Origin of the sequence: Streptomyces sp. NPDC079141, from assembly GCF_040686775.1 — a bacterium.
Lineage (GTDB): Bacteria > Actinomycetota > Actinomycetes > Streptomycetales > Streptomycetaceae > Streptomyces.
The window spans coordinates 163,900-183,066 of record NZ_JBFBLP010000004.1 but is presented as its reverse complement, the minus strand read 5'-3'; the positions used below and the strand labels follow the sequence as shown (position 1 = coordinate 183,066).

The following is a 19,167-nucleotide window of genomic DNA, read 5'->3' as shown; positions in this document are numbered from 1 at the left end:
ATGCGAAAGGAACCCCCTGACCATGGTGACCCAGCAACAGGCCGACTTCTTCCGGCTCTTCGGCTATCTGCCGCTCCCGGGCTTCTTCGACGCCGGTGAACTCGCCGTGATCGAGAAGGAGTACGAGCTCGGGCACGCCGCGGCCTCGACGGTGTACTCGTCCGCGATCGGTGTGCGCGGCCAGATGAGCTGGTCGAACATGCGCGACGAGACGCCGTTCCTGGGCGACGCCCTGGAGTCGGAGAAGCTGAGCTCGGCGGCCCGTGCGCTGCTCAGCGACGACGCGGTGGGGGTGATGTCCAACGGCAACGTCTTCTCCGGCAACCTCACCGAGTGGCACGCGGACACCAGCGTCTCCGACTTCCACTCCCTGAAGTTCGTTGCCTACCTCGACCCGGTCGACGGCGACAGCGGGGCCCTGCGGGTGCTGCCGGGCTCCCACCGCAACCCCTGGCACGACGAGCTGATCGCCATCTCCGTGAAGGACAAGCTGAACACGGCGGGCAACCCGGAGAACGACACGGCCACCAAGCGCAGCCGGTTCGAGGTGCAGGACGTGCCCGCCCAGGTGTGCGCCTCGCAGCCCGGCGATGTGATCGCCTTCGACCTGCGGGTCTGGCACGCTTCGTGGAACGGCTTCCCCAACCGGCGCATGTGCAGCTTCACTTACTTCGACAGCCCGCGTAACGAGGCGCAGGAGACGGCGATCCGCACGGTGGTCCAGCAGTTCGGCCGCGAGGCCCAGTTCCGCGAGCTGCGCAGGCAGCGGGACTGGATCGCCGCGGGCGCCAAGCCGAGCGGCATACCGCGCCGGGAGAGCCAGTACTCGCCGCAGTGGCTCGCCAACGCCGAGGGCAGCGACACCCGCGAGCGCTGGCTGCGGCAGCTGCGTGCCTGGGGCATGGCACCGGCGGCCTGACGGCGGGCCGCACCAAGACCACGAAGAAGCGAGGACTCTGATGTTCGGCTCGCTGGCCGGCCGGTTCGGTGCCGTGGCCCGGCACTACCGCCTTCCCGAGGAGCGCCCGCACCGGGTCCTGGTGGGCTTCATCCTGATCAACACCTTCGGCCAGGGCATGTACCTCACCGCCGGGCTGCTCTACCTCACCCGCAGCGTCGGCTTCTCGGCGGGCGAGGTGGGCCTCGCGCTGACCGTGGCCGGGGTGGCGGCCCTGCCCTCGAACATCCTCATCGGCAAGCTGTCGGACCGCACGGGACCGCGCAATCTCGCGATGCTCCTGCTCGTGGTCGAGGGCCTTGCCATGCTGGGGCTCGCCGCGGTCAGTACCTTCCCGTGGCTGCTGGCGGACGCGATCGTCGCCGCCGTCGGCCTCCAGGGCAGCCGCACCTTGCGCGCGGTCCTGGTCAGCCGGGCCGGCGGCGGCTCGCGGGTGCGCCTGCGCTCCTATATGCGGGCCGTCTCCAACCTGTCGATGGCCCTGGGTTCGGTGGTGGGCGGCGTCGCGCTCCAACTCGACAGCCGTTCCGCGTACTTGGCGGTGGTGCTGGTCAACGCCGTGACCTTCTTCGTCGCCGCGGCCGTCCTGACCCTGCTGCCCCGCTACGAGCCCGTACCCGCCGCTGCCAAGGCCGCGCGGACCGCGGTGCTGCGCGACGGCCCGTTCATGGCGGTGACGGCCCTCAACGCCCTGATGACCCTGCAGTATTCGGTGCTCACCGTGGCGCTGCCGCTGTGGATCTCGGAGTACACCGAGGCGCCCCGGGCCCTGATCTCGGTCGTGATGATCGTCAACATGGTGCTGGTCGTCCTGTTCCAGGTGCGGGTGGGCCAGACGGTCGTCGACGCCCGTAGCTCCGCGCGCGCGATGCGCGCCGCGGGCATCGTGTTCCTGGTCACCTGCTCGGCATTCGCGCTGACCGGTGGGCTGTCGCCGTTGTGGGCTTCGGTGCTGCTGCTGGCGATGATGGCCCTGCACACGATCGGCGAACTCTGGCACGCCGCCGCCAGTTTCGAACTGGCCCACCATCTGGCGCCGGAGCACGCCCAGGGCGAGTACCAGGGCATGTTCTCCTTCGGCATCAGCGGATCCATGGCGGTCGCCCCCGGCCTCCTGACCCTGCTGTGCCTCGACTGGGCGCCCCAGGGCTGGTATCTGCTCGGCGCCCTGCTGATGGCGGCGGGTCTGCTGACGGCCCCGGCGGCGGCACGGGCGATTGCGGCGGGAGCGGGGCCGGAGCCCGAGCGGCAGGGAGCGGCTGTGGTGGAGGGGGCGTAGGGCGACCGGGGTTTGGTGGGCTCGTCGGCTACGCGACCTCCGAGGGCTCCGCGGAGCCCGAACCCGACCGGATCGCCTCGACGTTGGCCCGTGCCACCAGGTCGTCCGCGGGGATGAGGTCGAGGGCCTGGTCGCACAGGGCGGTGAGGGAGCGGGGGACGAATTCGGCGGTGCCTCCCTTGCCTCCGGCGTTGGCCCGAGCGACGAACTCCTGCTGCTGAACGGCCTGCGCCAGGGCCTTGCACGTGTACCCGAGGCCGGCACCGGTGCGCAGCGCCGCGGCCTCGCGCAGGTACGCCTCGGCGGTCTCCAGCGCTTCGTGCGGCTCCGGCAGCCCGGCGAGCGCCTCCTCGGGAGCGAGGCTGAGCCAGAGCCGGTGCTCCTCCCACCACAGGTCCCTGGCCCGGGAGAAGGGGTCGAGATACAGGGTGCCGAGCCGGTACAGCGCCTGTCCCACGAGGTCGTCGTCGCCCAACTCCCGGGCCCCGGCGAGCGCGGCGCGGCCGGCCCGGGCGCCCGAGGCGAACAGCGCGCCGTCGGGCCGGTGGACGAGACAGAGGTGCACGAGTTCGGTCCAGGCCGAGCGGCACCGGACAAGGTCGTACGACGGGGTGGACCGCGGTAGTGCCTCGACGGCGGCGGTCAGCAACCTGCCCAGCAGCAGGGCCCGTTCCCACAGGTCCTCGCGGTGTGCGAGCCAGTGCGCGGTCTTGAACCAGCCGACGAGATCCTGCCCGGTCAGCGCTCCGTCCAAGGCCAGCCGGGCGGCCGCCCGTTCACCCTCGCGGGGACCGGTGCGGCCGCTCGCGACATCGAGTGCGAGCTGTTCGACGGGGTGCAACGGGCCCTCCTTGACACTCTGGTGACCTCCTGGACTGCATGTTAATGTGAAGGTCCGCATGATTATCGATGATGTTCGACAGTGATCGGAGATAGTGCCGTGGCGATTTCGGGACTCAAGGGACGCAGCCTGTTGTCGCTGCGGGAGTTCAGCGGCGACGAGATCCGCGAGCTCCTGGACCGGGCAGCCGATCTCAAGGACCGCACCGCCCTGGGCCAGAACGCCCCCGTACTGGCCGGCAAGAACATCGCCCTGATCTTCCTCAAGCCGTCCTGCCGTACCCGCGTCTCCTTCGTGGTGGCGTCGACGCAGTCGGGCGCGCACGCGGAGATCTTCGGCCGTGAGGACATCCGCTTCGGCATCAAGGAGTCGGTGCGGGACATCGCCCGGGTCTTCGGCCGGGTCTTCGACGGCGTGATGTTCCGCGGCTTCGAGCACGCCACGGTCGCGGAGTTCGCCGAGTTCGCCGGTGTGCCCGTCTGGAACGGCCTGTGCGACAACTACCACCCCACACAGGTGCTGGCCGATCTGCTCACCCTCCAGGAGAACTTCGGCGACCTGGAGGGCCTGCCGCTCACCTATGTCGGCGACGGCCGCAACAACATGGCCATCACCCTCGCCATCGCCGCCGCCAAGGTCGGCCTCGACCTGCGCATCCTCGCCCCCAAGGAGCTCCAGCCCGCTCCCGGCGTCATCGAGGAGCTGCTCGCCGATCGCGAGTCCGACAAGGCCCGCGTCCTGGTCACCGACTCCGCCGAGGAGGCCCTGGCCGGCTCGGCCTGCGTCTACGGCGACGTGTGGGTCTCCATGGGTGAGGAGGACCAGACCCAGGAGCGCATCGACCTCCTGCGCGACCTGAAGGTCACCAAGGACCTGATGGCCCTCACCGGCCGCCAGGACTCGATCTACCTGCACTGCCTCCCGGCCTTCCACCTGCTCGACACCGAGACGGCCATCGCCCACCCCGACATCTGCGAGGTCGACGACGACGTCTTCGAGGGCGAACAGAGCCGCGTCTTCGACCAGTCGGAGAACCGCATGCACACGGCCAAGGCGCTGATGCAGCTGACCATCGCCGGCTGACGCCCGCGGCACCCGCACCGGAACTCCCCCTCGAAGCTTCCTTCGAGGGGGAGTTCCGTCTCTGCTCAGAACCGCAGCAGCCAGCGGAACAGTGCCTGGAAGAAGAACCGCTTGTTGGCGATGCCACCGTCCCAGACGAGGGACTGCGGACCGTCGATGACGTCCGGCGTGACCTCTTGTCCGCGGTAGGCGGGCAGCGAGTGCAGATAGACGGCGTCGGGCGCCGCCTTGGCCATCAGCGCCGCGTCCACCTGGTACGGACGCATGGCCTCCAGCCGCTCCGGGGTGGACACATCGCCCATCGACACAAAGGTGTCGCCCACCACGGCATGCGCGCCGGTGATCGCCTTCACGGGGTCCCGGTGCACCGAGACCTTCCCTCCGTGCCGCTCCGCCCAGGCCAGCACGTCCGGATTGGGCGCGTAGGCCTCGGGGGTGGCGATGCGCAGCTCGAAGTCGAGCAGAGTGGCGGCCTGGATGAACGAGTTGAGCATGTTGTTGCCGTCGCCGCTCCACGCGAAGGTACGGCCGGCGACGGGACCGCGCTCCTGCTCGAACGTCATGATGTCGATCAGGACGCGGAAGGGGTGGCTGAAGTCGGAACAGCCGTTGATCACCGGAACCGACGAGTGGCGGGCGAACTCCAGCAGATCCTCGTGGCGCCGGGCACGGTAGAGCACGAGATCGGTGTTCTTGCTGAGTACGCGCGCGGTGTCGCCCACGGTCTCGCCACGGCTCAACTGCGTGTCGGCGGCGGGCAGTACCACGCAGGTGCCACCGAGGTCCGCGGTGGCGAGCTCGCTGTGCAGTCGGGTTCTGGTGGCGGGCTTCTCCAGCAGGAGCGTGACGAAGCGGCCGTCCAGGAAGCGCTCCGCGCCCTGCGGGCGGCGGCCATAACGATGGCGTCCCTCGGCGATGACCAGGGCTTCGTCGAGCCAGGAGCGCACGTCCTGCGGGGTGTGGTCAGCGAGGTCAAGCAGATGACGTACGGCATCGGGCACGGTGCGGCTCGCTTTCGGTGCGGTGAAGGGGCGTCGGTCCGGCGGAGGGTCAGACGGGCAGCAGGGGCTGGTCGAGCGTGCTGATCGGCTCGGGGCTGCGATTGGCGATCCAGTCCGGTCGCGGATCGGCCACGGGCCGCAGGACGTTGTCCATTCCCGCGTACCGCGCGAAGAACACGGTGCGGGTGAACGGGGACAGGTTGGGACCCGAGCTGTGCAGCAGGTTGCCGTGGAAGAAGACCACGCTGCCCCGCGCCCCCCGGGTGCTCGCCAGGCCGTTCTGAGAGACCAGCCGGGCCAGGGTGTCCTGGCCGACCTCGTGCCGGAAGTCCGCGTTGACGGTGTTCTCCCAGCCGTCGGCGCCGCTGCGGGTGGCGGTCTCGCTGTCCAGCGTGGTGCGGTGCGTGCCGGGGATGACGTACATCGGGCCGTTGAACTCGGTGACGTCGTCGAGGTAGACGGCAGCACTGAGGACGTTGTCGTTGGGCATGCCGTCCTCGCGGTTCCAGTACAGGTAGTCCTGGTGCCACTTCCATACGTCGCCGACGAAGGACGCCTTCGGGTTCAACTGCGTCTGGTACAGGTAGACATCGCCGCCGAGCAGCGCCCTGGCGGGCTCGACCAGACGCGGGTCGCGCACCACGCGGGCGTACAGGTCGCTGAGACCGTCCAGCCAGTAGACGGACCGGGTGATCTCACCGCCCTTCTCCATGACGCGCTGCGGGGTGTCCTTGTCGGCGATGGCCGCGGCGTCGGTCGCGAGCGCCTCAAGTTCGGACTCGGTGAAGACGACGGGCAGGGAGAGATAGCCGTCCCGCTGAAAGAGGCGGACTTGCTCGGTGCTCAGTTGCATCGGTGACTCATCCTGTTTCAGATATCGCGAGATCGGACTGCCGGGCGGCAGCCTTCAGCTCCAGGGCGAAGGGCTGCTCGGTGGGCATGACCTCGATCATGTTGACGTTGACATGAGGGGGCTGGGAGAGGCACCACTCGATGGTGCGGGCCACGTCCACTCCGCTGAGCGGCCGCACTCCGTCGTAGAGCGCGTCGGCGCGCGTTTGGTCCCCGCCGAAGCGAACGAGGGCGAAACCGGTGCGGGCCATTCCGGGGGCGACACAAGACACCCGGAGACCGGTGCCCTGCAGCTCCGTCCGCAGGTTGAGGCTCAGCTGATGAACAAAGGCCTTGGTCGCCGCATAGACGTTGCCGCCCATGTACGGGTAGGTCGCCGCAATGGAACCGACGTTGACCACATGCCCGTCCTGCCGGTCGATCATGCCGGGCAGCAGAGCATGAGTGCAGTTGAGGACACCGGTGATATTGGTGTCGATCATTTCCTGCCAATTTTCGGGTTCCGCGGCACTCATCGGGCCGAATCCCTTGGAGAGCCCGGCATTGTTGATGAGCGCCGCGATTCCGTCGCCCTGCCGATGGAGTTCCGGCAGCACCGCCATGACCGCGTCCCGGTCACGGACGTCGAGGCAGAGGGGCGTGACCCTGCCGTTCGGGAATTCTCCGGCGAGGTCCGCCAGCAGGTCGCCGCGCCGTCCCACGGCGAATACTCGCCATCCGGACTCCGCCAGCAGTCTGCTCGTCGCAAGCCCGATCCCGGATGTCGCGCCTGTGATGACAACCCCTGGACCGCCGATAACCGACTCGGTTTCATAGGGGTCGGATTGCGCTCCGAGATCAATCAATTTTGCCTCACTACTGTCTTATGCCATGGACTTGGAGCACATGCAAAGCATTACGTGTAGCGGGAATGAAACACTAAGGTTCGGTGAACAAAAAAATCAAGAGCCTGAGCTGCGAATCTTGCGATTCGAGATGATCCGGATCCGGTAACGGACATCGAGTCGGGAAGCTGACATAGTGTCACTTTCACGCGGCATTCCTTCTATTCCTTTCCCGTGAAATAGAGTCGGCGGGGGTGGCGGTGATGGTGGCGGTGGTGGTGGCCGCCGAGCCGGGGTCAGGCCTTGTCCACAGCTGTGGAGTTGTCCACAGGGTCTGACGCGTTTCGGCCACCGGCTGTACCGTCGGCACCAATTGATGTTCATCCGGGTAGGCGGGTACGGGGGAGGCGGTCGATGTGATCGACGTCGGTGCGGAGGCAGTCGGTCGGCTGCCCCAGGTGCGGGGATTCGCCGGGTGGCCCGTGCAGGGGACGCCGAAGGAAGAGGGCAAGGCACTGCGCGAGCGCGTTCCGCGCCGGTCGCACGCGGTGCTCGATGGCGACCCCACCCGCCCCGACGCCCTCGCGGCGGTCGAGGAGTCCAACCGCGGCCGGATCTCCGGGCTCACCCCGATACGGGTAGGCCGGATGGCGGCCACGCCGTTCGCCTTCCTGCGCGGAGCGGCGGGCCTGATGGCCCACGACCTCGCCCGCACCCCCATGACCCGCATCTCCGCCCAGCTATGCGGCGACGCCCACGCGGCGAACTTCGGTCTGTACGGCGATGCCCGCGGCGGCCTGGTCATCGATCTGAACGACTTCGACGAGACGGTGCCCGGCCCCTGGGAGTGGGACCTCAAGCGGCTCGTGGCCTCGCTGGTCCTCGCCGGCCGTGAGGCGGGCGCCGACGAGGACACCTGCCGCAAGGCGGCGCACGACGCGGCGGGGTCCTACCGGCGCACGATGCGGCTGCTGGCCAAGCTTCCGGTGCTGGACGCATGGAACGCCATCGCGGACGAGGAGCTCGTCTCCCACACCGACGCCCACGACCTGCTCGGCACGCTGGAGCGGGTCTCCGAGAAGGCGCGGTCCAACACCAGCGGGCGGTTCGCGGCGAAGTCGACGGAGCCGACCCCGGACGGCGGACGCCGCTTCGTGGACGCCCCGCCGGTGCTGCGGCGCGTCCCGGACGCGGAGGCCGCCGCGGTCGCCGCGTCCCTGGAGGACTACGTCGCCACCCTGGCGGAGGACCGCCTCCCGCTGCTCGCCCGGCACACGGTGCACGACGTGGCGTTCCGCGTGGTCGGCACGGGCAGCGTCGGCACCCGCTCGTATGTCGTGCTGCTGCTGGACCACCGCGGCGAGCCGCTCGTCCTGCAGGTGAAGGAGGCCCGCCCCTCCGCGCTGGTGCCGCATCTGGCGACCGCCGGCTTCGAGCCGCCGGCCGCGGAGCACGAGGGCCGCCGGGTGGTGCTGGGGCAGAAGCGCATGCAGGTCGTCAGCGACATCCTGCTGGGCTGGACGACGGTCGACGGGCGTCCCTTCCAGGTGCGGCAGTTCCGCAACCGCAAGGGCAGCGTCGACCCGGCCGCCCTCGCCGCCGACCAGATCGACGACTACGGCCGCATGACCGGCGCCCTCCTGGCCCGCGCCCACGCCCACAGCGCCGACCCACGCCTGATCGCCGGCTACTGCGGAAAGAACGAGGAACTGGACGAGGCGATGGCGACCTTCGCGGTCACCTACGCCGACCGCACGGAGGCGGACCACGCGGTGCTGGTGAAGGCGGTGAGGGAGGGCAAGATCGCAGCGGAAACAGGCGTATGAGAAAGCGCGCCCCAAAGGGGCGCGGGGCTGTATCGATATGCGGCTCCGCCGCGCGGGCGCGACCAGCTACAACGGCGCCGCAGACAACAAACGACCGACACGGCTTCCCCAGCGGAGCGCTTACGCTGGGCGGGTGACGACTCCGGAAGCAGAGCCACGGCCAGAAGAGCGTTTGGCGCGGGCCGTGCGGGCCGCAGAACAGGCGCTCATCGAGTACGAGATCGCCGTGGAGACGTTCCGCGTCGAGGTCGAGAACTTCTCCCGGCTGCACCACCAGAAGCTCGGCCCGATGTACGCCCGCCTCGACGAGCTGGACGCGCAGATAGCCGAGGCCAGGGCCGCCCGCACCGGTGACCCGGAGGACGTCCGCAAGGCGCAGGAGGCCCGCGCCCGGGTGATGCCGATGCCCGGCGTCGAGGAGCTCTTCCACGGCTGGATGGACGGCGAAGGCCTGTTCCCGGAGGCCTCGGCGATGCTCACGGACCAGCCGGTTCGGCCCCCGCAGCGGGTGCGCCCGAGCGAGGAGGCCCGCAAGCTCTACCGCGAGCTGGCCCGCAAGGCCCACCCCGACCTGGCCCAGGAGGACAAGGAGCGCGCGCGGCGCGAGGAGTTCATCACCCGGGTCAACGCCGCCTACGCCCGGGGCGACGAGGCCCTGCTGCGGGAGCTGGCCGTGGAGTGGGCCGCCGGCCCCGCGCCCGAGGACCGGGGGCCGAGCCCCAGCGAGGAGCTCTACGCCCGCCTGGAGTGGCTCGCCCAGCGCAAGGAACTGCTCACCGTGGTCGCCAAGGACCTGGAGGAGAGCGCCATCGGGTCCATGCTGCGGCTGGCCCCGGACGACCCCGACCGCCTTCTGGAGGAGATCGCCGAGCAGCTGCTGGCCCAGGTCTCCGCACGCGAGGCGGAACTGGCCGAGCTGCTCGGGTAGCGTCGGAGCCATGCATTTTGGAACTGGCGTGCCCACGGTCGAGGTCACGGACCTCAAGGACGGCGACTTCCTGCTGGACGTCCGCGAGGACGACGAGTGGCAGGCGGGCCATGCCGAAGGGGCGCTGCACATCCCCATCAGCGAGTTCGTCGCCCGGTACGGCGAGCTGACCGAGGCCGCCCCGCAGGACGGCCGGGTCAACGTGATCTGCCGCTCCGGCGGCCGTTCGGCGCAGGTCGCGATGTACCTCGTACAGCAGGGCATCGACGCGGTGAACGTCGACGGCGGTATGCAGGTGTGGGCGGCCGTGGGCCGTCCGGTGGTGACGGACGCGGGTCAGCCGGGCTTCGTTCTCTAGGCCGGCTCTAGGCCGAGCCCAGGGGATGTGCTGCCAGCAGATCCCCCAGCGCCTCCTCGTGCGCCGCCGCCGGGCCCAGTGACAGCTCCAGGTACTTGGCCCAGGCGTGGTATCGGTGCAGGGGGTAGTCGACGTCGGCGCCGAATCCGCCGTGCAGATGCTGTGCCGTCTGCACGACGCGGCGTACGCCGTCGGCGGCCCAGATCTTCGCCACGGCCAGGTCTGCGGCGACGGGCAGGGCGCCGGGGGCCCGTGCGGCGAGCCGCCAGGCGGCCTGCCACAGGGTGGCTTCCATGGCGCGCAGGTCGATGTAGCGGTCGGCGGCCTGGACGGCGACCGCCTGGAAGGTGGCCAGCGGGAAGCCGAACTGCTCCCGCTTGGCGGTGTACTCGGAGGTCATCCGCAGCACCCGCTCCCCCAGGCCAAGCGCCAGCGCGCACGTCCCGGCGGTCAGCAGCCCGCGCAGCGACTCCCAGGCGCCCTCGGCGTCGACGACGTTCCGCGCGGGGATCCGCACCGAGTCGAGCCGCAGCTCCCCGAGCCGCTCCCCGCTGGTGGCGTACTGCTCGGCGAGGACGGTGCCCTCGTGCCCGCGCGGCACCGGCGCGAGGAGGGACCGGTCCCCGTCCGCGGTGGCCGGTACGAGGACGAGGTCGGCGTCGTACGCCCAGGGCACCGCCGTCTGCACCCCGTCCAGGAGCCAGGAGTCGCCGTCGCGCCGGGCGGTCACCGCGAGCTCGGCGGGGTCGTGGCCGGTGCGGCCGTGCGCGGCGACGGTCAGCACCAGCTCCCCGCGCCCGGCCCGGGGGAGCACGGCGGACGTCGCCTCGGGACGGCCGTAGGACTGGAGGGTCGCGAGCGCCGCGCTGTGTTCCAGCAGCGGTACCCGTGCCAGCACCCGGCTCGCCTCGCGCAGCACCAGGCACAGGGCGACGGCGTCCAGGCCGGCCCCGCCGTGTTCCTCGGCGAGCAGCAGGCTCAGCAGGTCCGCGTCGGCGAGCCGGGCCCACAGTGCGCGGTCGAAGTCGTCGGCGACGGCGCCCGGGGTCAGCGCGGGACTCGGGACCGCGTCGGGTGCGACGCCGGCGAACACGCCCCGGGCCGCCTCGGCCGCCGCCTGCTGCTCCTCGGTGAAGGTGAAGTCCACGGTCCCTGCCCTCTCACGCGCACGGAGATCTGACGGTGCGTCAAGATAGAACAGGTTCTAGAAGAAGGGAACGGTGCCGACGGCGCCCCTGCCGCTCGCTCGTCCGACGTGACCTCGTCGTGAATTTCGCGCCGTAAGGTGGCACCCGCCGAGCGGCCGAAGGGGGCTGTGCCCGGCGATGGGCCTGAGTACCGTTCCGGTGCGAGCGCCGAGGCGGAACGGACCGGAATCGGGGAACGGGGCGGAATGGACGCGTACGACGCAGAGGGCGGGGCCCGGCACGGGCCGGACCCCGAGCCCGCCCCCGCGCCCCGCACGGGTGTGGCCGCCCTCTCCCTGCGCTACCAGATCGGTGCCGCCCTCGCCCTCGCGGTCGTGGCGATCGCCGTCTGTGTCCACATAGGCATGGTCTTCCTGCACGTCGCGCCCTCGAACACGGTGACCAAGCAGCACGGCCAGGCGATCGACGACTGGATCTACCCCGAGTTCGAGCAGAACTGGAAGCTCTTCGCGCCGAACCCGCTCCAGCAGAACATCGCCGTCCAGGTCCGCGCCGATGTCCGCGAGGCCGACGGCGAGCTGCGCACCACCGACTGGTACGACCTGTCCGCCCAGGACGGCCGGGACATCGACGGCAACCTCCTGCCGAGCCACACCCAGCAGAACGAGCTGCGCCGGGCCTGGGACTTCCTCGTCGCCACGCACGACAGCGACAACCGCCCGGTGGGCCTGCGCGGCTCCCTGGCCGAGGACTATCTGCGCCGGATCGTGGTGCTGCGCCTGGAGCGCGAGGAGGCCGCCGGACCGGGCGGCGCGCTGGACCGGGTGCAGGTCCGTTCGCGCACGATCAATGTGTCCCCGCCCGAATGGAGCGGTGAGAAGGTGCCCGACGAGGCGGTCTTCCGGGTGCTGCCCTGGTGGTCGGTGCCCGAGGACGAGGCCGGGGGAGAACAGCGGTGAACCGGTTCGCCCTCGCGCTCTCGACCGGTATCGCCCGGGTCACCGAGTCCGCGCTCGGCCCGTACCAGACGGCCGTCGTCCGGATCGGCTTCGCCACCACCTGGCTGTTCTTCCTGCTGCGCGAGCTGCCCCACCGCCACGAGCTGTACGGGCCGGGCGGCCCCTGGAGCTTCGGCCTCGCCGAGCAGCTGATCGGCATGAACGGCGCCTTCACGGTGCTGATGTGGTCCGACAGCCGGCTGTGGTTCGAGGCGGTCTACGCGCTCGCCGTCCTCTCCTCGGTCCTGCTGTTGCTCGGCTGGCGCACCCGCACGACGTCCGTGCTGTTCATGGTCGGCGTGCTCTCGCTGCAGAACCGCTCCGTCTTCATGGGCGACGGCGGCGACAACGTCCTGCACCTGATGTGCATCTATCTGGTCTTCACGCGCTGCGGCCAGGTGTGGTCGCTGGACGCGCGCAGGGCCGACCGGGAACGGGCGGCACGCGCGCGTGGGGAGCGGGTGACGGACTGGGTGGGGCCCCTTCTGTGGGGCGTGTTCGGGCTGGTGCTGCTCGTGGCGACGCTGGCCGGGGAGCTCGGCGACGACTGGCCGTCGGACGAGGCCGGGTCTCTCCCCTCGCGCGGGGCCCGTATCGGTGTGGCCTTCCTCGCCACCTGGATCGGCGGGCAGGGGCTGGTGCCGGCGATCCTGTGGGGCGTGTGGGCCGCGCAGGCACTGTGGTGGCTGGTCGGCCGCCGCGCGAGGACCGAGCAGCCGCGCATTCTGCTCGACGTCGTCGCCAACATCGTGCACAACGGCGCACTGCTGGTGATCATGGCCGAGGCCTGTCTGATCTACGCGACCGCCGGCTGGTACAAGATCCAGGGCTCGCGCTGGCAGGACGGCACCGCCGTCTACTACCCGCTCCACCTGGACTACTTCTCCCCGTGGCCCGCGCTCGCCGACCTGCTGTCGGCCAGCGGCACGATGGTGATGCTGGTGACGTACGGGACGGTCGCGGTGCAGGTCGCCTTTCCGTTCACGCTGTTCAACCGGCGGGTGAAGAACGTCCTGCTGGCCGCCATGATGTTCGAGCACGCCGTGATCGCCGTGGTCCTCGGGCTGCCGTTCTTCTCGCTGGCGATGATCGCGGCCGACGCGGTCTTCCTGCCGACGCCGTTCCTGCGCCGGCTCGGCGGATGGGCGGCCCGCGTACCGCTGCCCCGCAGGTCCGGCCGTACGGCGCTGCCCGAGCCGCGCAGCCCGGAGAACCCCGAGCACACGCACGTAGGCTTCCCGTCATGAACGACCCCGTGCGCGCCTGGCACCGCCTCGCCGACACCGCCGTACTCCTCGACGGATTCCACGCCCTCAAGCACGCGGTGCGCTTCGGGGCGGAGGTGCCGGTGGCGGTCGCGGTGGACCGGGCCGCCGCGCTCGCGCTCGCCGACGAGCTGGCCCCGGACGTCCGGGACACGCTGGACGGGCTGCTCACCGAGGTGCCGGAGACGACGTACGCGTCCCTCGTTCCGCGCCCGCACCCCACGGCGGTGGCGGCCCTGGCGGTACGGCCGTCACGGGCGGCGAACCTGGAACGGCTGGCCCGGACGCCGCGCACCGCTCCCGTCGTCGTCCTCGACCAGCCCCGCAATCTCGGCAACGCGGGCGCGGTGATCCGCCTGGCGGCCGGCTTCGGCGCGACCGGCGTGGTCACCACCGGCACGCTGGATCCCTGGCACCCGACGGTCGTGCGCGGCGGGGCGGGCCTGCACTTCGCGACGGCGGTGGAACGGCTGGCCGTCGAGGAGCTGCCCGCGGGGCCGCTGTTCGCGCTCGATCCCGAGGGCGACGACATCCGGGGCGTCAAGCTCCCGGACGACGCCGTCCTCGCGTTCGGCTCGGAGCGCAGCGGCCTGTCGGCCGACCTGCGCGCGCGGGCGGACCATTTGCTGCGCCTGCCCATGCGCCCGCAGGTGTCGAGCTACAACTTGGCGACCAGTGTGGGGATGACGCTCTACCACTGGAGCCTGGGTGGTGCTTAGGCCTCGCGCCTGACCTCCACCACGCGGAAGCGGTTCGCGACGAACGCCCCGTCGGTGAGGGCGGAGTTGGCGGCGGGATTGCCGCCCGACCCGTGGAAGTCGGAGAACGCGGCCGTCTGGTTGACGTACACGCCGCCCGTGAGGTTCAGCGACAGCTGGGCCGCCTCCTCCAGGCAGACCTCCTGCACCGCCTGCTCGACCTCGGTGTCGGTCGTGTAGGCGCCCACCGTCATCGCGCCCTTCTCGCGGATCGTGCGGCGCAGCAGCTCCGCCGCGTCGGACGCCGAGTCGACGGCGACGGCGAAGGAGACCGGGCCGAAGCACTCGCTCATGTACGCGGCCTCGTCGTCCGGCTTGGCGCCGTCCAGCTTCACGACGACCGGCGTGCGGACGACCGCGTCCGGGAACTCGGGGTTGGTGATCTCGCGGGAGGCGAGGGCGACCTCGCCGAGCCCTGCCGCGGCTTCCAGGCGGGCCTTGACGTCCGGGTTGACGATCGCGCCGAGCAGCGCGTTCGCGCGCGCGTCGTCGCCGAGCAGGCCGTCGACGGAGCGGGCGAGGTCGGCGACGACCTCGTCGAAGGTCTTCGGGCCCTCGTCGGTGCGGATGCCGTCCCGGGGGATCAGCAGGTTCTGCGGGGTGGTGCACATCTGGCCGCTGTACAGGGACAGCGAGAACGCCAGGTTGGACAGCATCCCCTTGTAGTTGTCGGTGGAGTCGACGAGCACCGTGTTGACGCCGGCCTTCTCCGTGTAGACCTGCGCCTGGCGGGCGTTGGCCTCCAGCCAGTCGCCGAAGGCGGTCGAGCCGGTGTAGTCGATGATCCGGATCTCGGGGCGCACGGCGAGCGTCTTGGCGATGCCCTCGCCGGGGCGCTCGGCGGCCAGGGCGACGAGGTTGGGGTCGAAGCCCGCCTCCGCCAGCACCTCGCGAGCGACCTGCACGGTCAGCGCGAGCGGCAGCACCGCGCGCGGGTGGGGCTTCACCAGGACCGCGTTGCCGGTGGCGAGGGAGGCGAACAGGCCCGGGTAGCCGTTCCAGGTGGGGAAGGTGTTGCAGCCGATCATCAGGGCGATGCCGCGCGGGACCGGCGTGAACGCCTTGGTCAGCGCGAGCGGGTCGCGCTTGCCCTGCGGCTTGGTCCACTCCGCGGTGTCGGGGGTGCGGACCTGCTCGACGTACGCGTACGCCACCGCCTCCAGGCCGCGGTCCTGCGCGTGCGGGCCGCCCGCCTGGAACGCCATCATGAAGGCCTGGCCGGAGGTGTGCATGACCGCGTGCGCGAACTCGTGGGTGCGGTCGCTGATCCGTTTGAGGATCTCCAGGCAGACCACCGCGCGGATCTCCGCGCCCGCGTCCCGCCAGGCCCGCTGTCCGGCCTTCATGGCGGGCAGCAGCACGTCGATGTCCGCGTGCGGGTACTGCACGCCCAGCTCGATGCCGTACGGGGAGACCTCGCCGCCGACCCAGTCGTCGGTGCCGGGCTGGCCGAGGTCGAGCCGGGTGCCGAGGACGGCGTCGAAGGCAGCCTTGCCCGCGCCCATGTCCAGGCTGCCGTTCTCGCCGTAGGCCTTGGGGTGCTCGGGGTGGGGGGACCAGTACGCGCGGGTGCGGATGGCTTCGAGCGCCTGGTCGAGGGTGGGTCGGTGCTTGGCGATCAGCTCGTGGGCGGTCAGTTCGGCGGCCATGCGGGACCAACTCCTTCTGAACTCTCCGTCGAGTTCATGACCTGGGCAGAAACATGGGCAGGAAATCGAGGGGTGCGGCGCGAAGCGCCTCGATCAGGGTGGTGGCGGGTGACGGGTGGGCCAGTGAGAGTTAGAGTAACCGAACGATCGGTCGGGACAAGGGGGTCCGCCGCTTCTGTGGAAAACCCCGTGCGGGAGGATCGCGCACATGACAGCACTCGACCTCAGCAGCCCCGTGGCAGTCGTCGGCACCGGCACCATGGGCCAGGGCATCGCCCAGGTCGCGCTGGTCGCCGGCCACCCCGTACGGCTGTACGACGCCGTGCCCGGACGGGCCAAGGACGCGGCCGCGGCGATCGGCGCGCGCCTCGACCGGCTCGTCGAGAAGGACCGGCTGACCGGCGCCGAGCGGGATGCGGCCCGCGCCCGGCTCGTGCCCGCCGAGCAGCTCACCGAGCTCGCGGACTGCGCCCTCGTCGTCGAGGCCGTCCTGGAGCGCCTGGACGTCAAACAGGAGCTGTTCCGGCAGCTGGAGGACGTCGTCGGCGAGGACTGTCTGCTCGCCACCAACACCTCCTCCCTGTCCGTCACGGCCATCGGCGGCGCCCTGCGCAACGCCGGCCGTTTCGTGGGCCTGCACTTCTTCAACCCCGCCCCGCTGCTGCCGCTGGTCGAGGTCGTCTCCGGGTTCGCCACCGACGTCACGTCGGCCACGCGCGCGTACGAGACCGCCCGCGCCTGGGGCAAGACGCCGGTGGCCTGCGCCGACACCCCCGGCTTCATCGTCAACCGCATCGCGCGGCCCTTCTACGCCGAGGCCTTCGCCGTCTACGAGGCCCAGGGCGCCGATCCGGCCACCATCGACGCCGTGCTGCGCGAGTCGGGCGGCTTCCGGATGGGCGCCTTCGAACTGACCGACCTGATCGGGCAGGACGTCAACGAGTCCGTCACCCACTCCGTGTGGCAGTCCTTCTTCCAGGACGTCCGCTTCACGCCCTCCCTCGCCCAGCGCCGCCTGGTCGAGTCGGGCCGCCTGGGCCGCAAGAGCGGACACGGCTGGTACGACCACGCCGAGGGCGCCGAGCGCGCCGAGCCGCACACCGCGGAGAAGGAGCGGCCGCCCGCGTACGTCGTCGCCGAGGGTGGCCTCGGCCCGGCCTCCGAGCTGCTCGCGCTGATCCGCGAGGCGGGCATCCCGGTGCGCGAGGAGGAAGAGGACCACGGCACCCGGCTCGTCCTGCCGAGCGGCGGCCAGCTGGCGCTCGCCGACGGGCAGACCTCGGTGGAGTTCCGGGACGTCGTCTACTTCGACCTCGCGCTCGACTACCGCCGGGCCACCCGGATCGCCCTGTCGGCCTCCCAGGACACCTCCCCGCTGACCCTCGTCGAGGCGATCGGCCTGTTCCAGGCGCTCGGCAAGGACGTCAGCGTCATCGGTGACGTGCCGGGCATGATCGTCGCCCGTACGGTCGCGCGGATCGTCGACCTGGCGCACGACGCCGTCGCCAAGGGCGTGGCCACCGAGGAGGACGTCGACACCGCGATGCGGCTCGGGGTCAACTACCCGCTCGGCCCCTTCGAGTGGAGCCGCCGGCTCGGCCGTGACTGGGCGTACGCCCTCCTCGACGACCTGCACCTGCGCGACCCCTCCGGCCGGTACGCGCCGTCCCTCGCGCTCTACCGGCACGCGCACGCCACCGACAAGCGGGAGGGCAGCGGCTCATGACCACCGCCAAGCGCGACACGTACACCCCCGAGACGCTGCTGACGGTCGCCGTCCAGGTCTTCAACGAGCGCGGCTACGACGGCACCTCCATGGAGCACCTCTCCCGCGCGGCCGGCATCTCCAAGTCGTCGATCTACCACCACGTCACGGGCAAGGAGGAGCTGCTGCGCCGGGCCGTGAGCCGGGCGCTGGACGGCCTCTTCGGGATCCTCGACGAGGAGCCCGCGCGCGTGGGGCGCGCTTCGGAACGACTGGAGTACGTCGTACGGCGCATGGTCGAGGTGCTGATAGCCGAGCTGCCGTACGTGACGCTGCTGCTGCGGGTGCGCGGCAACACCGGCACCGAGCGGTGGGCCCTGGAGCGGCGCCGCGACTTCGACCACCGGGTCGCCGAGCTGCTGAAGGCGGCGGCCGCCGAGGGGGACGTGCGCGGCGACGTGGAGGTGCGGCTCGCCACCCGTCTCGTCTTCGGAATGATCAACTCCATCGTGGAGTGGTACCGGCCGGACGGCCGCGGTATGAGTGAGCGCGAAGTGGCCGACGCGGTCGCGCAGTTGGTGTTCGGGGGGCTGCGGCAGGCGGGCTGATCCGCTGCTTGTCGCGGGGGCGGGCTGAGTACGCGCGCGTGGACGCATTGAGTACGCCGCCCGATGCCCCGGGGCGGGCCCGGCTGATGAGCTGTGCGCATGACCCTGGACGACGTACAGCTCTCCGCCGCCCACCCGACGTGGTGGAAGGCACCCCTCCTGGCCACGATCCCCGGGCTGCCGCTGCTCGTCCTTGAGTTCGCCCTGATGTGGCCGGAGGACGGCCTCGGCTACCTCGGCGGCACGTTCTACTGGGCGACCGGCCTTCTCGCGCTCGCCTGGGCGCTCCCGCACCGCCGGTCGCTGCAGGCGCCGCGGATGCTGGCCGCCGGTGCCGGGCTCCTCTGCGCGGTGCTTCCGCTGCTGCTCATGGTGATGATGGCGATGGCGATGGCCTGACAGCCCCGCCCGCTCACCCCTGCGGCTCCAGGTCCTCCTCCTCGAAGACCAGCAGGGTGCGCGTGCTGAGCACCTCGGGGATGGCCTGCAAGCGCGTGAGCACCAGTTCGCGCAGGGCCCGGTTGTCGGGGGTGTGCACCAGGAGCAGGACGTCGAAGTCGCCGCCCACCAGCGCGATGTGGGAGGCGCCGGGCAGCTGTCTGAGCTGCTCGCGCACCGTGCGCCAGGTGTTCTGCACGATCTTCAGGGTGATGTACGCCGACGTCCCGTGACCTGCGCGCTCGTGGTCCACGCGGGCGCCGAAGCCGCGGATGACGCCGTCCTCGATGAGGCGGTTGATGCGCGCGTAGGCGTTGGCGCGCGAGACGTGGACCCGCTCGGCCACCGAACGTATCGAGGCGCGGCCGTCGGCCTGGAGCATCTGGAGGATGTCCTGATCGATGGCGTCGAGCGGCCGGGGCGGTGGCTGAGCGTTCCCGCCCTCGGGACTTTCGGCCATTTGTTCAGGTGCCATGTCCCCCCGCCTCCCCGTCGTGGACGTACTGCATTCATTCCAGGCTGTGGAGAACCGTTTGTCCACAGCCTGGAGGTGCCTGTAGCCAAAATGTGCCGACGACCGAACAATCGGTAGGTGAGGCGCATCACAGCCGCTGCGCCTCCCGTAGCCGCTCCCACGAGGAGGTGCCG

Annotated in this window: 19 protein-coding genes; 12 read left to right on the top strand and 7 right to left on the bottom strand. The window is 70.8% G+C overall.

From position 1 onward, the window contains the following. Positions 1–22: 22 nt before the first annotated feature. Together AB0Q90_RS14945 and AB0Q90_RS14940 are read left to right on the top strand one after the other, a co-directional pair. On the top strand, positions 23–919 hold the full coding sequence (locus AB0Q90_RS14945; protein ID WP_363162761.1) for a phytanoyl-CoA dioxygenase family protein: 897 nt from the start codon (positions 23–25) through the stop codon (positions 917–919). Between the two features lie 40 nt (positions 920–959). Beyond that, positions 960–2,237: an MFS transporter gene (locus AB0Q90_RS14940; RefSeq protein ID WP_363162760.1), complete on the top strand. Its 1,278-nt coding sequence runs from the start codon at positions 960–962 to the stop codon at positions 2,235–2,237. Positions 2,238–2,265: 28 nt separating this feature from the next. On the opposite strand, the gene AB0Q90_RS14935 is transcribed toward AB0Q90_RS14940, so the two are convergent. Further along, positions 2,266–3,078, bottom strand: a complete 813-nt coding sequence (locus AB0Q90_RS14935) for a hypothetical protein (RefSeq protein ID WP_363162759.1) — start codon at positions 3,076–3,078, stop codon at positions 2,266–2,268. A 99-nt stretch (positions 3,079–3,177) separates the two neighbouring features. On the opposite strand from AB0Q90_RS14935, the gene argF reads away from it, so the two are divergent. Continuing rightward, on the top strand, positions 3,178–4,161 hold the full coding sequence (gene argF, locus AB0Q90_RS14930) for an ornithine carbamoyltransferase (RefSeq protein WP_363162758.1): 984 nt from the start codon (positions 3,178–3,180) through the stop codon (positions 4,159–4,161). Positions 4,162–4,226: 65 nt separating this feature from the next. Here argF and AB0Q90_RS14925 read toward each other — a convergent pair whose 3' ends face one another. The 3 genes from AB0Q90_RS14925 to AB0Q90_RS14915 are packed head-to-tail and all read right to left on the bottom strand — an operon-like array spanning position 4,227 to position 6,859. Further along, positions 4,227–5,162, bottom strand: coding sequence for an ornithine carbamoyltransferase (locus AB0Q90_RS14925; RefSeq protein ID WP_363162757.1), 936 nt, complete (start codon positions 5,160–5,162; stop codon positions 4,227–4,229). Between the two features lie 49 nt (positions 5,163–5,211). After that, entirely contained in the window at positions 5,212–6,015 is an 804-nt protein-coding gene (locus AB0Q90_RS14920) for a phytanoyl-CoA dioxygenase family protein (protein ID WP_363162756.1), read from the bottom strand. A 7-nt stretch (positions 6,016–6,022) separates the two neighbouring features. Next, on the bottom strand, positions 6,023–6,859 hold the full coding sequence (locus tag AB0Q90_RS14915; RefSeq protein ID WP_363162755.1) for an SDR family NAD(P)-dependent oxidoreductase: 837 nt from the start codon (positions 6,857–6,859) through the stop codon (positions 6,023–6,025). Between the two features lie 395 nt (positions 6,860–7,254). On the opposite strand from AB0Q90_RS14915, the gene AB0Q90_RS14910 reads away from it, so the two are divergent. From AB0Q90_RS14910 to AB0Q90_RS14900, 3 genes are all read left to right on the top strand, one after another. Then, positions 7,255–8,664, top strand: a complete 1,410-nt coding sequence (locus tag AB0Q90_RS14910) for a DUF2252 domain-containing protein (protein WP_363162754.1) — start codon at positions 7,255–7,257, stop codon at positions 8,662–8,664. Positions 8,665–8,797: 133 nt separating this feature from the next. Continuing rightward, entirely contained in the window at positions 8,798–9,592 is a 795-nt protein-coding gene (locus tag AB0Q90_RS14905; RefSeq protein ID WP_363162753.1) for a hypothetical protein, read from the top strand. Between the two features lie 28 nt (positions 9,593–9,620). Continuing rightward, complete coding sequence (locus AB0Q90_RS14900) at positions 9,621–9,950, top strand: rhodanese-like domain-containing protein (RefSeq protein ID WP_363162861.1); 330 nt, start codon at positions 9,621–9,623, stop codon at positions 9,948–9,950. A 7-nt stretch (positions 9,951–9,957) separates the two neighbouring features. Here AB0Q90_RS14900 and AB0Q90_RS14895 read toward each other — a convergent pair whose 3' ends face one another. Then, positions 9,958–11,097, bottom strand: a complete 1,140-nt coding sequence (locus AB0Q90_RS14895; protein ID WP_363162752.1) for an acyl-CoA dehydrogenase family protein — start codon at positions 11,095–11,097, stop codon at positions 9,958–9,960. Between the two features lie 246 nt (positions 11,098–11,343). On the opposite strand from AB0Q90_RS14895, the gene AB0Q90_RS14890 reads away from it, so the two are divergent. From AB0Q90_RS14890 to AB0Q90_RS14880, 3 genes are read left to right on the top strand one after another with little or no spacing between them, the layout of a single operon-like run. Then, positions 11,344–12,057, top strand: coding sequence for a DUF5819 family protein (locus AB0Q90_RS14890; protein WP_363162751.1), 714 nt, complete (start codon positions 11,344–11,346; stop codon positions 12,055–12,057). Continuing rightward, positions 12,054–13,343 (top strand): HTTM domain-containing protein, encoded by a 1,290-nt coding sequence (locus AB0Q90_RS14885; RefSeq protein WP_363162750.1) that lies wholly within the window; start codon positions 12,054–12,056, stop codon positions 13,341–13,343. Before AB0Q90_RS14890 ends, AB0Q90_RS14885 begins: the two co-directional genes overlap by 4 nt. Next, positions 13,340–14,080, top strand: a complete 741-nt coding sequence (locus AB0Q90_RS14880) for a TrmH family RNA methyltransferase (RefSeq protein ID WP_363162749.1) — start codon at positions 13,340–13,342, stop codon at positions 14,078–14,080. Before AB0Q90_RS14885 ends, AB0Q90_RS14880 begins: the two co-directional genes overlap by 4 nt. On the opposite strand, the gene paaN is transcribed toward AB0Q90_RS14880, so the two are convergent. Next, the gene (paaN, locus tag AB0Q90_RS14875) at positions 14,077–15,768 is read right to left on the bottom strand and encodes a phenylacetic acid degradation protein PaaN (RefSeq protein ID WP_363162748.1); all 1,692 of its coding nucleotides are present in this window, start codon (positions 15,766–15,768) and stop codon (positions 14,077–14,079) included. The genes AB0Q90_RS14880 and paaN overlap by 4 nt on opposite strands. A 208-nt stretch (positions 15,769–15,976) precedes the next feature. On the opposite strand from paaN, the gene AB0Q90_RS14870 reads away from it, so the two are divergent. From AB0Q90_RS14870 to AB0Q90_RS14860, 3 genes are all read left to right on the top strand, one after another. Continuing rightward, positions 15,977–17,494, top strand: coding sequence for a 3-hydroxyacyl-CoA dehydrogenase (locus AB0Q90_RS14870; protein ID WP_363162747.1), 1,518 nt, complete (start codon positions 15,977–15,979; stop codon positions 17,492–17,494). Further along, complete coding sequence (locus AB0Q90_RS14865) at positions 17,491–18,081, top strand: TetR/AcrR family transcriptional regulator (RefSeq protein WP_363162746.1); 591 nt, start codon at positions 17,491–17,493, stop codon at positions 18,079–18,081. The genes AB0Q90_RS14870 and AB0Q90_RS14865 overlap by 4 nt, the downstream gene beginning before the upstream one ends. A gap of 99 nt (positions 18,082–18,180) precedes the next feature. Then, a complete protein-coding gene (locus tag AB0Q90_RS14860; protein WP_363162745.1) occupies positions 18,181–18,480 on the top strand; it encodes a hypothetical protein in 300 nt (99 codons plus the stop codon). Positions 18,481–18,493: 13 nt separating this feature from the next. On the opposite strand, the gene AB0Q90_RS14855 is transcribed toward AB0Q90_RS14860, so the two are convergent. Continuing rightward, the gene (locus AB0Q90_RS14855; RefSeq protein ID WP_363162860.1) at positions 18,494–18,979 is read right to left on the bottom strand and encodes an Lrp/AsnC family transcriptional regulator; all 486 of its coding nucleotides are present in this window, start codon (positions 18,977–18,979) and stop codon (positions 18,494–18,496) included. Between the last annotated feature and the right edge of the window lie 188 nt (positions 18,980–19,167).